Source organism: Streptomyces lacrimifluminis, assembly GCF_014646095.1.
GTDB lineage: Bacteria > Actinomycetota > Actinomycetes > Streptomycetales > Streptomycetaceae > Streptomyces > Streptomyces lacrimifluminis.
Genome location: NZ_BMMU01000003.1, coordinates 48,278 through 61,425 on the forward strand (window position 1 = coordinate 48,278; position 13,148 = coordinate 61,425).

Annotated in this window: 12 protein-coding genes; 6 read left to right on the plus strand and 6 right to left on the minus strand. The window is 71.6% G+C overall.

Features of this window, described 5'->3' with window-relative positions:
* Window positions 1-107 precede the first annotated feature (107 nt).
* Both IEY89_RS05605 and IEY89_RS05610 read right to left on the minus strand, forming a co-directional pair.
* Entirely contained in the window at window positions 108-1,538 is a 1,431-nt protein-coding gene (locus tag IEY89_RS05605; protein ID WP_189146149.1) for a HEAT repeat domain-containing protein, read from the minus strand.
* 301 nt (window positions 1,539-1,839) lie between these two features.
* On the minus strand, window positions 1,840-2,232 hold the full coding sequence (locus IEY89_RS05610) for an ankyrin repeat domain-containing protein (RefSeq protein ID WP_189146150.1): 393 nt from the start codon (window positions 2,230-2,232) through the stop codon (window positions 1,840-1,842).
* A 236-nt stretch (window positions 2,233-2,468) separates the two neighbouring features.
* Between IEY89_RS05610 and IEY89_RS05615 the strand changes: the two genes are divergently transcribed.
* The gene (locus tag IEY89_RS05615; RefSeq protein ID WP_189146151.1) at window positions 2,469-2,663 is read left to right on the plus strand and encodes a hypothetical protein; all 195 of its coding nucleotides are present in this window, start codon (window positions 2,469-2,471) and stop codon (window positions 2,661-2,663) included.
* Window positions 2,664-2,698: 35 nt separating this feature from the next.
* A complete protein-coding gene (locus IEY89_RS05620) occupies window positions 2,699-4,246 on the plus strand; it encodes an ATP-binding protein (protein ID WP_189146152.1) in 1,548 nt (515 codons plus the stop codon).
* A gap of 17 nt (window positions 4,247-4,263) precedes the next feature.
* On the opposite strand, the gene IEY89_RS05625 is transcribed toward IEY89_RS05620, so the two are convergent.
* On the minus strand, window positions 4,264-5,763 hold the full coding sequence (locus IEY89_RS05625) for an SCO1417 family PLP biosynthesis transcription factor (protein WP_189146153.1): 1,500 nt from the start codon (window positions 5,761-5,763) through the stop codon (window positions 4,264-4,266).
* Window positions 5,764-5,870: 107 nt separating this feature from the next.
* On the opposite strand from IEY89_RS05625, the gene yczE reads away from it, so the two are divergent.
* The 4 genes from yczE (at window position 5,871) to IEY89_RS05645 (ending at window position 9,334) form a co-directional block, all read left to right on the plus strand.
* Window positions 5,871-6,524: a membrane protein YczE gene (gene yczE, locus IEY89_RS05630; protein ID WP_189146480.1), complete on the plus strand. Its 654-nt coding sequence runs from the start codon at window positions 5,871-5,873 to the stop codon at window positions 6,522-6,524.
* Window positions 6,521-7,288 carry a glycerophosphodiester phosphodiesterase family protein gene (locus IEY89_RS05635; RefSeq protein WP_189146154.1) on the plus strand — a complete coding sequence of 256 codons (768 nt, stop codon included), beginning with the start codon at window positions 6,521-6,523 and terminating at the stop codon, window positions 7,286-7,288. Before yczE ends, IEY89_RS05635 begins: the two co-directional genes overlap by 4 nt.
* 41 nt (window positions 7,289-7,329) lie before the next feature.
* Window positions 7,330-8,691, plus strand: a complete 1,362-nt coding sequence (locus tag IEY89_RS05640) for an MFS transporter (protein ID WP_189146155.1) — start codon at window positions 7,330-7,332, stop codon at window positions 8,689-8,691.
* Window positions 8,692-8,959: 268 nt separating this feature from the next.
* On the plus strand, window positions 8,960-9,334 hold the full coding sequence (locus IEY89_RS05645; protein ID WP_003977404.1) for an RNA polymerase-binding protein RbpA: 375 nt from the start codon (window positions 8,960-8,962) through the stop codon (window positions 9,332-9,334).
* A gap of 188 nt (window positions 9,335-9,522) precedes the next feature.
* On the opposite strand, the gene fxsA is transcribed toward IEY89_RS05645, so the two are convergent.
* The 3 genes from fxsA to IEY89_RS05660 all read right to left on the minus strand — a co-directional run bounded on the left by fxsA (window position 9,523) and on the right by IEY89_RS05660 (window position 13,141).
* Complete coding sequence (gene fxsA / locus IEY89_RS05650) at window positions 9,523-10,110, minus strand: FxsA family membrane protein (RefSeq protein WP_189146156.1); 588 nt, start codon at window positions 10,108-10,110, stop codon at window positions 9,523-9,525.
* 90 nt (window positions 10,111-10,200) lie between these two features.
* Complete coding sequence (locus tag IEY89_RS05655; RefSeq protein ID WP_189146157.1) at window positions 10,201-10,995, minus strand: polyprenol monophosphomannose synthase; 795 nt, start codon at window positions 10,993-10,995, stop codon at window positions 10,201-10,203.
* 538 nt (window positions 10,996-11,533) lie between these two features.
* Window positions 11,534-13,141, minus strand: a complete 1,608-nt coding sequence (locus IEY89_RS05660) for an amidohydrolase (protein ID WP_189146158.1) — start codon at window positions 13,139-13,141, stop codon at window positions 11,534-11,536.
* Window positions 13,142-13,148 lie beyond the last annotated feature (7 nt).

The following is a 13,148-nucleotide window of genomic DNA, read 5'->3' on the forward strand; positions in this document are numbered from 1 at the left end:
GACGTGGTCGCGTCAACGTCGATCTTTCCGGACGGGGAACGTCCAATGAGCGTTGCGCACCGCCCCCTCCCGGGTCGGCGCGCGTCCACACGCTCATGATCCCCGGGTCATCCCCCGTTCATACGGCGGGTGCTGTCGGGCCCGATCCTGCTTCGTACGGCCGTCTGGACCTCGGCCTCCTCAGCCGGGTCGGCGGCGAGTCGACGCAGCTGGTCGACGACCCTGGCGTCACCGGTCTCGGCGTGCCGGGCGGCGACCTCGCGGGTGGTCTCCTCGCAGTCCCACAGGCATTCGACGGCGAAGCCGGCGGCGAAGGACGGGTCGGTGGCGGCGAGGGCCCGGGCCGCCCGGCCGCGCAGATGGGACGAGGCGGTCTCGCGGTAGATGTGGCGCAGCACGGGGGCCGCGCAGACGATGCCGAGCCGTCCCGCCCCGTCCACCAGGGTCCACAGGGTCTGCGCGTCGGGTCCTTCGCCCCGTACGGCCTCCCTCAGTGCGCCGAGGACGAGGTCGCTGTCCCGGGTGCCGCCCAGGCAGGCGAGCATCCGTCCGGCGGCGGCGCCCAAGGGGTCGGGTCGGTGGACCCACCCGCGCGCGCGGTCGACGGCGGCGATGCTGCGCATGCGTTCGAATGCGTCGACGGCAGCCTCCACAACCGCCGTCGTGCCGTCGGTGACCGCCCCCTCGACCAGGTCGAGGGTGTCGGGATCATTGCTGTCCGCGAGATACCGCAGGGCCGTACAGCGGGCGCCGTCGCCACCGCTGCGGGCGGCTTCAAGGATCTCGGGCCGGTCCTCCGGTCCCGCCACGGCCGTCAGACACCGCGCGGCGGGCACATGCAGCACGGCACCGCGGTCGATGCCCTGCTGGGCCCACTCGAAGACCGCCTGCACACTCCAGCCCGGGCGGGGCCCGGAGGGTCGCATCTGGCGTTGCCAGCGGTCGAAACAGCCGGTCTCCTGGGCGGCACGCACGCGTGTGGAGATCGATTCGCGCGGATCGTCGGCCCACAGCCGCCAGGGCCGGGGCTCGAAGGCGTCCCGCACGGCGGCGGCGAGTTCCGCCTCGCCCTCCGCGTCGGTACCGAAGCGGGCGAGTACGGGGGCGGCGAGGGCGCGCAGTCCCGCGTCCTCGTCCCGGAGCGCCAGCTCGTCCAGCGCCCAGGCCCAGCTGGTGCCGGTGGCGGCGTACCTGCGCAGCACCTCGAGTGCGTCCCGCCTGCCGTAGGAGGCGAGGTGCCCGAGGACCGCGAGGGCGAGCCCGGTGCGTGACTCGTCGGTGTCGAGGACGTCCTCGGCGTCGAAGAGATGGGCCTCGATCTGGTCGAGCTCGCCATGGAGGTCGACATAGAGACGTGCGTAGTAGAGGGAGCGGTTCTCCACCTGCCAGTCGTGGCGCGGGTCGTGGAGCACGCAGTGGTTCAGTGCCGCGAGCGCGTCGGCCCGCGGTGCGGTGAGCGCGTGCAGCGTGCCGTCGCCGCGGCCCCTCTGAAGCAGGCCGAGCAGCGTTCCGCTGGGCGCTATGACCGGATCGAACATGGGAAACAGCCTCACATCAAGCGTCGACGCAACCGGGATCCTGCTTTACCTGGCCACGTGACAACACGTCGGAGCGTCCGCCGTTTCCTGCTTGCTGTAGACCATCTTCCTCTGCCTCTCGTAGGTGGGCCCATGCGGACCGCATCACGGCCCGCGCGGTGCGGCAACATCTGCCCAGCCATCGCGTCCATGAATCACGACGTCATGATGACCCGGCTGTTCAAGCTGCCGCGACCGTATTTCCGGCGGCCCCGTTCCGCCTCCCCCGTTTTCCTTGTCCCAGCTGGTCGGTGCGTACGGCTCAGTGTGCGCCGAACAGCTCCAGCAGTTCCGTCTTGCCGAACATCCGGGCGGTGTCGAGGGCCGACGGCATACCCGCGGCCGGATTGGCACCGCCCTCCAGGAGTGCCTGGATGACGTCCTGCGCACCCTTGAAAACGGCCCCGGCGAGTGGCGTCTGACCCCGGTCGTTGACCCGGTCCCCGTCGGCACCGCGCGCGAGGAGCGCCCGGACCGCGTCGGCGTGGCCGTGATAGGCGGCGAGCATCACCAGGGAGTCCCCGCGGTCGTTGGTGAGGTCGGCCGGTACACCCGCGTCGACGTACCCGACGAGCGTCTCGGTCTGCCCCTGCCGGGCCAGATCGAAGATCTTGGTCGCCAGCTCCACGACCTCGGGGTCGGCAGCTTCACTCATCGGCCGGACCGCCTCTCGTTACAACCGTACGGGTGAATCGCCAGAGTACTGGCTTAACAGGCGCATGACCCGACACCTCAGCAGCAAAGATCAGCCCGCCCGGATGACACCAAACAGGTAGGCCGCGCGAGTGAAATACGCCGAAATTCACCTGATTGCACCTTTTATCGTATGGATACATGCGGTGATCCTGGAAGAACTCATGGTGACTGTCCCCACCACACCAGGAGATCCTCATGATCCTCTCCATCTCAGGCGTCGTTCTGCTCGGCATCATCGTCTTCCTCTTCTTCAAGAAGGACGGGCTCAAGGGCTCGCACGCCTTCGTCGCCGCGCTGTTCGGCTTCTACCTCGCGAGCACCGCCATCGCACCGAGCATCAAGGCCGGCGGCGAGAGCCTGGCGAGCCTGCTCGGCGGAATCAAGTTCTGACGCCCGTACCGCCCACACGCACCCAGGAGACAGCAGTGGCCCGGCGCCCCCTCCCCCGCATCCTGAGCAACGGCAGCGCACAGATCGCCCGGAGCCGGGAGCTGGCCCGGACCGCCGCGGACAGCGCCACCGACGTCCTCCACCCGCTGATCACGATCAGCCGGGGTCTTCGCCGACTGGCCGCGGCCGGGCGGCGCAGGTGGGCGGACACGCCCAAGGACAGGCGCGGGTCGCTGCTGTTCCTGGCGGCCTCGGTGGTCCTGGTCGTGGCCCTCGTGCCGTACGGCCCGCTGCTCGCCGTCATCTCGGTGATGGCGGCAGCGGCCTGGCACGGCCGGGACCGCGCTCCGGCGGAGCCCGAGGGCCCCGACGAGTCCCAGACCCAGCGCCTCCAGTCCCTGTACGAAGCGCTGGTCCCCTACTTCTCCACCCCCGACGACCCCGCTCCCCTCTACGCCCATGGCGGGGACTGGGAGAAGACCTTCCCCGTGTACGAGTTCGACGGCACCGGCCGCGTCTCGCACCTGGTGGTGCGCTACCCGGCGTACTTCACCGACGGCGAGGCCGACTCCCGCGCGCGGATCGAGCAGTTGCTGCGCGCCAAGTCGGGCCGGGGCCGCGAGTACCACTTCGCGTGGGACGAGGAGGGCAACCAGCTCGCGGTCACCGTCCTGCCGCCACTGCCCACCGATATCGCCGCGCAGCGTTTCGTCACGTCCCCGGGCGAGACGGTGCTCGGCTTCACTGACCCCACCCAGGTGCAGCGCACGCTCCCCCTCAGCCACGGCGAGGAGCAGCGTGACGTCCCGCCGGTCGTCTGGCGCACGGGTTTCCGCTCCACCGAACCGCACCTCCTGGTGGTGGGCGAGCCGGGCAGCGGCACCACGACGCTCCTGCGTTCGATCGCCCTCCAGGCCCTCCAGTACGGCGACATCCTGATCGTCGACGGCAGCGGCACCGGCGAGTACGCGTGCCTGACCGGCCGGGACGGCGTGCTGGCCGTCGAGTGCGCCGCGGCCGGCGCCGTTGCGAGCCTCGAATGGGCCAGGCACGAAACGGAACGGCGTCTGATCGCGGCCAACCACGCCCGGCAGGCCGGTCAGCCGCTCCCGGACGACATCCGACGCCCGCTCTGGCTCCTCCTCGACCGCCCCGGGGCCCTCGCCCACCTGGCCGCCGCCGACGGCCGCCCCGACCCCCAGTCCCTGCTCCAGGTCCCCCTGCGGCACGGCCGGGCGGCGAACGTCACCGTCGTGGTGGCGGAACAGTTCGACAGCGCGGACACCCTGAGCGAAGCCGTACGCCAGCACACACGCGCGCGTGTCGTCCTCGGGCCCGCGTCCTCCACTCAGCTGGAAGCGGTCCTGGGCGCGCCCCCGCACACCACACCGGCCCCGGCCATGCCCCCGGGCCGCGGCTACGCCCGCCTGGGCACGGGCCCGGTGCACCGCCTCCAGGTCCCGGCCACCCCGGACCCCCACGACGACGCGACGAGCGACGTACAGCGCCAGGCGGTGCTGGAGCTGTTGCCGCCGCGGTCGGCTCAGGCACTCGTGAAGCAGGAACAGGAGCCGGTGGCCTAGCTAGCCGCGCCCACCGCTCACGCCACGAAAGTACGGGGGGACTCGGCTCCCCCGGATCCCCCACTCGCCACGATCCGCGCCGCGGCTGCCAAACGGGCAGCCGCCTCGTCGGCCACCGCTCCTTTCACGGTGAACGGCAACCGCACATACCCCTCGAAGGCACCGTCGACCCCGAACCGCGGTCCCGACGGCACACGCACCCCCACCCGCTCCCCCACCTCAGCCAGCCGTGACCCCGACAGCCCACCCGTACGGACCCACAACGTGAGTCCGCCCCTGGGCACCGTGAACTCCCAGTCCGGCAGCTCCCGTCGTACCGCCGCGACCAGGGCGTCCCTGTTGTCCCGGGCCTGTTCACGCCGCATCTCGACCGCCTGTTCCCAACCACCCGTGCTCAGCAACCAGTTGATGGCCAGCTGTTCGAGTACGGGCGTGCCCAGGTCAGCGTAGGCACGCGCGGCGACGAGGCTGCGGATCACGTCCGGAGCGGCCCGCACCCAGCCGATGCGCATCCCGGCCCAGAATGCCTTGCTGGCGGAGCCCACGGTGATGACCGTCGACCCGGCGGGGTCGAACCCGCACACCTGGCGTGGCATCTCGACGTCCGGGTCGAGCCACAGTTCGGTCATCGTCTCGTCGGCGACGAGCACCGTGCCCGCCGAGCGGGCCGCGTCGACGAGTTGTCGTCGCTGGTCCTCGTCGGCGAGCGCGCCGGTGGGGTTGTGGAAGTCGGCGACGACGTAGGCGATCCGGGGCGCGGCCTCGCGCAGCACCTGGCGCCAGCGGTCCAGGTCCCAGCCGGCGAGCCCCTCGGCCATCGCGACGGGCACGAGCCTGGCGCCCGCCTCCCGCATGAGCTGAAGGATGTTGGCATACGAGGGCGACTCCACGGCGATGCGCTCGCCCCGGCCGGAGAACAGATGACAGATCGCGTCGATGGCGCCCATCGCGCCGGTCGTCACCATGATCTGTTCGGGCATGGTGGGGATCCCGCGCGCGGTGTAGCGCTCGGCGATCATCGCGCGCAGCGCGGGCAGCCCGGCCGGGTAGTCGCCGTGCGTGTGCGCGTACGGGGGCAGTTCCTCCAGGGCGCCCTGGACGGCGCGGGTGAGCCAGGGTTCGGGCGCGGGCAGGGCCGCCGTACCGAGGTCGATCACCGAGCCGAGTGCTTCGGGAGGCAGGGGTTCGAGCCCGCGCGCGGGAAGGGGGTTACCGGCGGGTACGGCGGTCCAGCTGCCCGCGCCGCGCCTGGATTCCAGGAAGCCCTCGGCGCGCAGCGCCTCGTAGGCGGCGGCGACCGTGGTCCGGCTGACGGAGAGGGAGAGGGCCAGTTCCCGTTCGGCGGGGAGGCGGGCGGCGACCGGCACCCGGCCTTCCAGCACCAGCAGGCGGATGCCGTCGGCGAGGGAGCGGTAGGCGGGCGGGCGGCGGGTGCCGGGACCCGCGGGGCGGTCCTGCTGGGAGGTGAGCAGCCGGGCGAGCTGCGCGGTACCCACCGCCGAAGTCCACTGCACCATGCGGATCAGTCCACCTTCCTCGAATTGGCCATGGATACGCTTCGACACCAAGCCACAGGGTGTCATGTGCCAGGCCACTACCACCACAGGGGCAGCTCGTGAGTTCGTTGTCGGCGCCGGACCGTCTCGGCCGACGGTTGATCCAGCTCTACGCCGGTCTCGCGCTGTACGGCGCGAGCTCCGCCCTGCTCGTCGAGTCGGGGCTCGGCCTGGAGCCCTGGGGCGTGCTCCACCAGGGGCTGGCCGAACTGACCGGGCTGACCATCGGTGTCGTGTCGATCTTCGTGGGCGCCGCCGTACTGCTCCTGTGGATACCGCTGCGGCAGCGTCCGGGGCTCGGCACGGTCTCGAACGTCTTCGTCGTCGGCCTCGCCATGGACGGCACCCTCGCCCTGGTCCCCGACGCGCACGCCCTCGCCGCCCGCGTCCCCCTCCTGGTGGCGGGCATCGTCCTCAACGGTGTGGCCACCGGCCTGTACATCGCGGCGATCTTCGGCCCGGGCCCGCGCGACGGTCTGATGACCGGCCTCCACCGGCTCACCGGCCGCTCGATCCGGCTCGTCCGTACGGCGATCGAGGTGGCGGTGGTGGCGACGGGCTTCGTCCTGGGCGGCACGGTGGGGATCGGTACGGTGGCGTACGCGGTGGCGATCGGACCGCTGGCCCAGCTGTTCCTGCGTGTGTTCGCCGTCCCGGCGGCATCGGGCGGCAGCTCGGCCGTTGCCGCCGGTCAACCGGGAGAGGCGATACTGCGACCGTGACCACGCGGATACGTCATCCCTACCTCGACCATCCCGGCCCGATTCCCTTCGCCCACCGGGGCGGGGCGGCGGACGGGCTGGAGAACACGATGTTCCAGTTCCGGCGGGCGGTCGAGACGGGCTACCGCTACCTGGAGACCGACGTGCACCGCACGGCGGACGGAAAACTCGTCGCCTTCCACGACTCGACACTGGACCGGGTGACGGACGGCGGCGGCCTGATCGCGGACCTCCCCTGGTCCGAAGTACGGCACGCGCGCGTGGCGGGCAGTGAACCGATACCCCTCTTCGAAGACCTGCTCGAAGCCTTCCCCGAGGCTCGCTGGAACGTCGACGTCAAGGCCGAGCCGGCCCTGCGCCCGCTCCTGGACCTGATCGAGCGCACCGGCTGCTGGGACCGTATCTGCGTCGGTTCCTTCTCCGAGGCGCGCGTGGTGCGCGCCCAGCGGTTCGCCGGTCCCCGTCTGGCGACCTCGTACGGCGTCCGGGGCGTCCTCAATCTGCGGCTGCGCTCATGGGGCGTGCCCGCGGGGGTGCGTCGGTCCGCGGTCGCCGCACAGGTGCCGGAGTCGCAGTCGGGCATTCCTGTGGTCGACCGGAGCTTCGTGCGCACCGCCCACGCGCGCGGGCTGCACGTCCACGTGTGGACGGTCAACGATCCCGATCGCATGCACCGGCTCCTGGACCTGGGAGTCGATGGCATCATGACCGATCACATCGACACACTGCGCAAGGTTCTGGAGGACCGGGGCACCTGGTTCTGACTCCCCGTGCGCATCACTTCACGGGGAAGCGAGGGGCACTGGTGGGCACCGACACCGTGCGGGACGAGGCGGCCGACGAGGCAGCCGGGCGCCGCCGCGAGCAGCGGGGCTGGTACTTCTACGACTGGGCGTGCTCCGTCTACTCGACGAGCGTCCTCACCGTGTTCCTGGGCCCCTATCTGACCTCGGTCGCCGAGCAGGCGGCGGACGCGGACGGGTTCGTGCATCCGCTGGGCATACCGGTCCGCGCGGGCTCGTTCTTCGCGTACTCGGTGTCCCTGTCGGTCATCGTGGCGGTGCTGGTCATGCCCCTGGTGGGCGCCGCCGCCGACCGCACCGGCCGCAAGAAGCCCCTCCTGGGAGCCGCCGCCTATGTGGGCGCCACGGCCACGGCCGGCATGTTCTTCCTCGACGGCGACCGATATCTGCTGGGCGGGCTGCTGCTGATCGTCGCCAACGCCGCCCAGTCCGTGTCGATGATGCTCTACAACTCCTACCTCCCCCAGATCGCCACGGTCGCGGAGCGCGACGCGGTCTCCTCGCGCGGCTGGGCGTTCGGCTACGCGGCGGGCTCACTGGTCCTCGTCGTCAACCTGGTGCTGTACACGGCCCACGACTCCTTCGGCCTCTCGGAGGGCATGGCCGTCCGCGTCTGTCTGGCCTCGGCCGGCCTGTGGTGGGGCGCCTTCACCCTCGTACCGCTGCGCAGGCTCCGCGACCGCCGGGCCGCCAAGGAGGAGGGCGCCACGAAGGAGGCCACCGCCCGGGGCCTGCGGCAGCTCGCGGCGACGGTCCGCGACATGCGCCGTCACCCGCTCACCCTCTCCTTCCTGCTCGCCTACCTCGTCTACAACGACGGCATCCAGACCGTGATCTCCCAGGCCTCGGTGTACGGCTCGGAGGAACTCGGGCTCGGCCAGTCCACCCTCATCGGAGCGGTGCTGCTGGTGCAGGTGCTGGCGGTGGTCGGCGCCCTGGGGATGGGCCGGCTGGCCCGCGTGTACGGGGCCAAGCGGACGATTCTCGGCTCGCTGGTGGCCTGGACGGTGACGCTGGCGGCGGGGTACTTCCTGCCGGCCGGCGCACCGGCGTGGTTCTTCGTGCTGGCCGCCGGCATCGGCCTGGTCCTCGGCGGCAGCCAGGCTCTGTCCAGGTCCCTGTTCTCGCATCTGGTACCGCCCGGCAAAGAGGCCGAATACTTCTCGGCGTACGAGATGAGCGACCGCGGTATGAGCTGGCTCGGCCCGCTTCTGTTCGGGATCACCTACCAGCTGACCGGAAGTTACCGGGACGCGATCATCTCGCTCGTGGTCTTCTTCGTCCTCGGGTTCGCGCTGCTGGCCCGGGTTCCGGTGGGGCGGGCGATCCGCGACGCGGGCAATCCCGTTCCCGAAAGGATTTAGCATCCGCGGCAAAAGAGCGGTAGTGTACGCCGTTGGCCTGCCAGGCGTACCGTTACTGCGCGTCAAAGGTGACGAAACGCTGGGTGATATCTGCTTGCAGATGTGACAAACCGGGCACTGGTGGGTACAACAAGGGACAGCTACGACGGCGACGCATAACCCCGAAACGGGACACGGGACGGGAATCTTTACCGCCGACCGGACGTTGACCGGATGACGACGACAGCGACACCTGTCCTGTGGGCGACAAGCCCGGGAGGCACGATTCATGAGTGAGCGAGCTCTTCGCGGCACGCGCCTCGTGGTGACCAGCTACGAGACGGACCGCGGCATCGACCTGGCCCCGCGCCAGGCCGTGGAGTACGCATGCGAGAAGGGGCATCGGTTTGAGATGCCCTTCTCGGTCGAGGCGGAGATTCCGCCGGAGTGGGAGTGCAAGGTCTGCGGGGCCCAGGCACTCCTCGTGGACGGCGACGGCCCTGAGGAGAAGAAGGCCAAGCCCGCGCGTACGCATTGGGACATGCTGATGGAGCGGCGCACCCGAGAGGAACTCGAAGAGGTCCTTGAGGAGCGACTGGCCGTACTCCGCTCCGGAGCGATGAACATCGCGGTACATCCGCGGGACAGCCGCAAGTCCGCGTAGTCCCTCCGGGGCTGGGCGGCATACAACGCACGCGTGACACCGCGGGTGCCGTACGTGTGGTTCGCGTACGGTGCCTGCGGTTTTGCGTTTTCCGGGGCCGGCGACCCAGGGGCTGCGGCCGGCGCGGCGGGTGAACGCGACAGGCCCGCGCCTCTTCGGCGCGGGCCTGTCGCGTGCGGAGCCGGGCGTCAGCCGGTCAGCGGCGGGCGCCGCTCCCCCGCGGTCCCGCCCGCCCGGTCCTCGCGAATGACCTCGCCCTGGACCACCTTGCCGTCCGGGCGGCGGATCCTCGCCTGCTGGAAGGCGTCGCCCAGGGTGCCCGGGGTCGCCTCCCTCAGTTTGCGTTCGAAGGTGCGCTCCGCGTAGCGGCTGATCGCCTTCTGGATCGGGGGGACCAGCAGGAGCAAACCCACCGCGTCCGAGATCAGGCCGGGCAGCATCAGCAGCAGACCGCCGAGCATCAGTAGGCCGTTGCCCTCGCTGCCGCCGGGGCGGGCGGCCGTGCCCGTGGCCGGCATGCCCCCCTGCTGCTGTTGGAGCGTCTGAGTGAGGTTGCGGAAGGCCCGGCGGCCCGCCCGCTTGATGACCACGGAGCCGAGCACGAAACCGGCCACCAGGAGCAGGAAGACCGCGAACCCGCTCGCCGCGCCGGCGACCACGGACAGCAGCCAGATCTCCAGCACCAGCCAGGCGGCGATGCCCAGCGGCAGGAAAGTGCGCAGCCGGGAACGCCGCGGCCGGGCGGAGTGGGTGGGGGTCGGTGCGCCAGTCGTCATGGGTCCAGTGTGCCTGGGCCGGGCTCAGCACAGGATAAGAGGACGATCAACAGGGCCTGTGACGTCGTACGGGCATACCCGGAGGGACCGCTACGGCTTCCAGGTCCTGCCGCGGGCCCGGTTCACCCGCTCACCCACGCCCCACGTCGTGACCCGCCACAGCGCCTCGACCAGGATGTCGCGGCTCATCTTGGAGTCGCCGTACTCGCGCTCGACGAAGGTGATGGGCACCTCGACCACGTGGTAGCCGGCCCGGATCGCGCGGCGGGCCAGGTCGACCTGGAAGCAGTAGCCCTGCGAGGCGACCTCGTCCAGGCCGAGGCCTTCGAGGGTCTCGCGGCGGAAGGCCCGGTAGCCCCCGGTGACGTCCCGGATGGGTACGTCGAGCAGGACCCGGGAGTAGAGGCTGCCGCCGCGGGAGATGAACTCACGGGACTTGGGCCAGTTGACCACCCGGCCGCCGGGCACCCAGCGGGAGCCGAGGACCAGGTCGGCGCCCTTGAGGGCGGTCAGCAGACGGGGCAGTTCCTCGGGCTGGTGCGAGCCGTCGGCGTCCATCTCGATCAGGACGCCGTAGCCGTTGTCCATTCCCCACCGGAAGCCCGCGAGGTAGGCGGCGCCGAGGCCCTCCTTGCCCTTGCGGTGCAGGACCTGGACCTGGTCGTCCTCGGCGGCCAGCTCGTCCGCGAGCTTGCCGGTGCCGTCGGGGCTGTTGTCGTCCGCCACGAGAACGTGGACGTCAGGGACCGCCTCGCGCACCCGGCCGACGATCTTCTTGATGTTCTCCGCCTCGTTGTAGGTCGGAATGATCGCCAAGGCCGTGCCGAGCGGGCCGAACCGCCGCCCCTGGGCTTCTGCCGCGAGGGTCCCGTCGCCGTCGTTCACTGCTGCCCCTTCAAGTCCGTACGCAGAGGTCCACCATAGTGGCCGCAGCCTGCGCCGACGTGTCAGCACGTGCGTACGGGGGTGTCTATTCGGCAAGAGCCGAGCAAGGGGGTCCGCTTCGTCACCTTGCGCACGCTGCGGATCGGGGCCCGGCGCCCTTCGGGCCGGCCTGGGACCCGCTGGCTGCGGGTCGACCGAAAGCCGTTGTCTACTGGACGTCCGGGCCCCACCCGGGTCACACCTTGCCGACCGGGTGGAACGTTCCGGCGCCGTGGCGCGGGCGCTGAGCCTGGCTGCCAGTGGTGGTGCGCCGGTGCGGCACACCATCCCTGACCCAGCGGCGCTGCGGCGACTGCGCGGAGGTTCCCCGGTCGGGCGTCCGGTGGTGGACCCGGCCGAACCTACCGGCCGGCTGCCGTCGGCTGTCAACAGCTGTTTGAACTGCGGTTCTTTCCTCAATCGCCTGGTCAACGCCGAGGATGCGCAGGTCGCGCGACAGCGTTTCGGCCGCCGATCCGTACCGCGCCACCCCGGGAGATCACTCGCCCGGCCGTACGAACACCGTCCATCCGCCCACCACCGTGCGCAGGCATACGGGGAGGTCCGTGCCCGGGGTGAGATCGGGCAGGCCGGGGGTGCCGGAACGGGGGTCGGTGGACCAGCGGGCGACCCGGCCGTCGGGGGCCTGGACCACGAGGGCGTCGGTGCGCCAGACGGCGTAGTCCGCGGGCGCGCCCGGCACCAGGACGCCCGCGTCGTCGCGCCCGACGGCCCGCCAGCCGCCTCGGGTATGGGCAGTGAACGCCGCGCGGACCGAGACGCGGTGTTCCGGGGTGCGGTGGAAGGCCGCGGCGCGGACCGTGCCCCAGGGGTCGAGCGGGGTGACGGGGCTGTCCGAGCCCAGGGCAAGCGGCACGCCGGCCTTCAGGAGGGCCGCGAAGGGGTTCAGGGCACGCGCTCGGTCGCCGCCCAGGCGCTGGGCGTACATGCCGTCCTCACCGCCCCACAAGGCGTCGAAGGCGGGCTGCACGGAAGCGGTGAGGCCCAGCTCGGCGAAGGCGGCGATCGTCTCGGGCGTGAGCATCTCGGCGTGTTCGACACGGTGCCGGGCGGCTCGGACCCGGGCCGGGCCGACCTTCTCGGAGGCAGCGCGCACGCCGTCGACCACGGAGGCCACGGCGGCGTCCCCGATGGCGTGGAAGCCCGCCTGGAGGCCCGCCTCCGTACAGGCGACGACATGGGCGGCGACGGCGGCGGTGTCCAGGTAGGCGGTGCCCGTGTGGCCGGCCCGGTCGCTGTACGGCTCGTGCAGGCAGGCGGTGTGCGAACCGAGAGCACCGTCGACGAACAGGTCGCCGGCGGCACCGATCGCACCCAGGGCGCGGGCCTTCTCGACATCCTGTTCGGCCCAGTAGCCGACCACGCGGGGGCCCGGCTCCTCGGCGGCGAGGCGCAGCAGGCCGGTGAAGTCGTCCTCCGAGGAGATCTCCGGTCCCCCGCACTCGTGGACGGAGCCGATGCCGAGCGAGGCGGCACGCGCGAGGGCTGCCCGCTGGGCCTCGGCGCGCTGCCCCGGGGTGACCGCGCCCAGGGCCGCGGCCCGGACCGCGTGGTGGGCGTCGCCGGTCAGCGGGGCGTCGGGGCGGACGGTGTCACCCCTGACCAGGTCGAGCAGTGCCGTCGTCACGACCGCCGAGTGGACGTCGATGCGGCTGAGGTACAGCGGGCGTCCGCCGGTTGCCTCGTCCAGCTCGGCGCGGGTCGGCGGACGGCCGCCGGGCCAGCGGGCTGCGTCCCAGCCGTGGCCGAGGAGGACGCGGTCGGCGGGGCGGGCGGCGGCGAACGCGCGTACGAGGGTGAGGGCCGCGTCCAGGGAGGGGGCGTCGGACAGGTCGAGGCCGGTCAGCGCGAGGCCGGTGGCGGTGGTGTGCACGTGTGCGTCGGTGAACGCCGGGGTGACCAGGGCGCCGTCGAGGTCGATCACCTCGTCCGCCGGGCCCGTGAAGGCGTCTGCGGCGCCTTCCGAGCCGACCCAGGCGATGCGCCCGCGCTCGACGAGCATCGCGGTCGCGAAGGGGTCGGCGGGACTGTGGACTTCGCCTCCCCGGAGGAGGACGGTGTCGGGGGGTGCCGGGCGTTCACTCATGGGGACA

What these genes read in the sequence shown, in the direction of transcription:
- IEY89_RS05605 (WP_189146149.1), bottom strand. Translation starts at nt 1,538, where the DNA reads ATGTTCGATCCGGTCATAGCGCCCAGCGGAACGCTGCTCGGCCTGCTT.
- IEY89_RS05610 (WP_189146150.1), bottom strand. Translation starts at nt 2,232, where the DNA reads ATGAGTGAAGCTGCCGACCCCGAGGTCGTGGAGCTGGCGACCAAGATC.
- IEY89_RS05615 (WP_189146151.1), top strand. Translation starts at nt 2,469, where the DNA reads ATGATCCTCTCCATCTCAGGCGTCGTTCTGCTCGGCATCATCGTCTTC.
- IEY89_RS05625 (WP_189146153.1), bottom strand. Translation starts at nt 5,763, where the DNA reads ATGGTGCAGTGGACTTCGGCGGTGGGTACCGCGCAGCTCGCCCGGCTG.
- IEY89_RS05645 (WP_003977404.1), top strand. Translation starts at nt 8,960, where the DNA reads ATGAGTGAGCGAGCTCTTCGCGGCACGCGCCTCGTGGTGACCAGCTAC.
- fxsA (WP_189146156.1), bottom strand. Translation starts at nt 10,110, where the DNA reads ATGACGACTGGCGCACCGACCCCCACCCACTCCGCCCGGCCGCGGCGT.
- IEY89_RS05660 (WP_189146158.1), bottom strand. Translation starts at nt 13,141, where the DNA reads ATGAGTGAACGCCCGGCACCCCCCGACACCGTCCTCCTCCGGGGAGGC.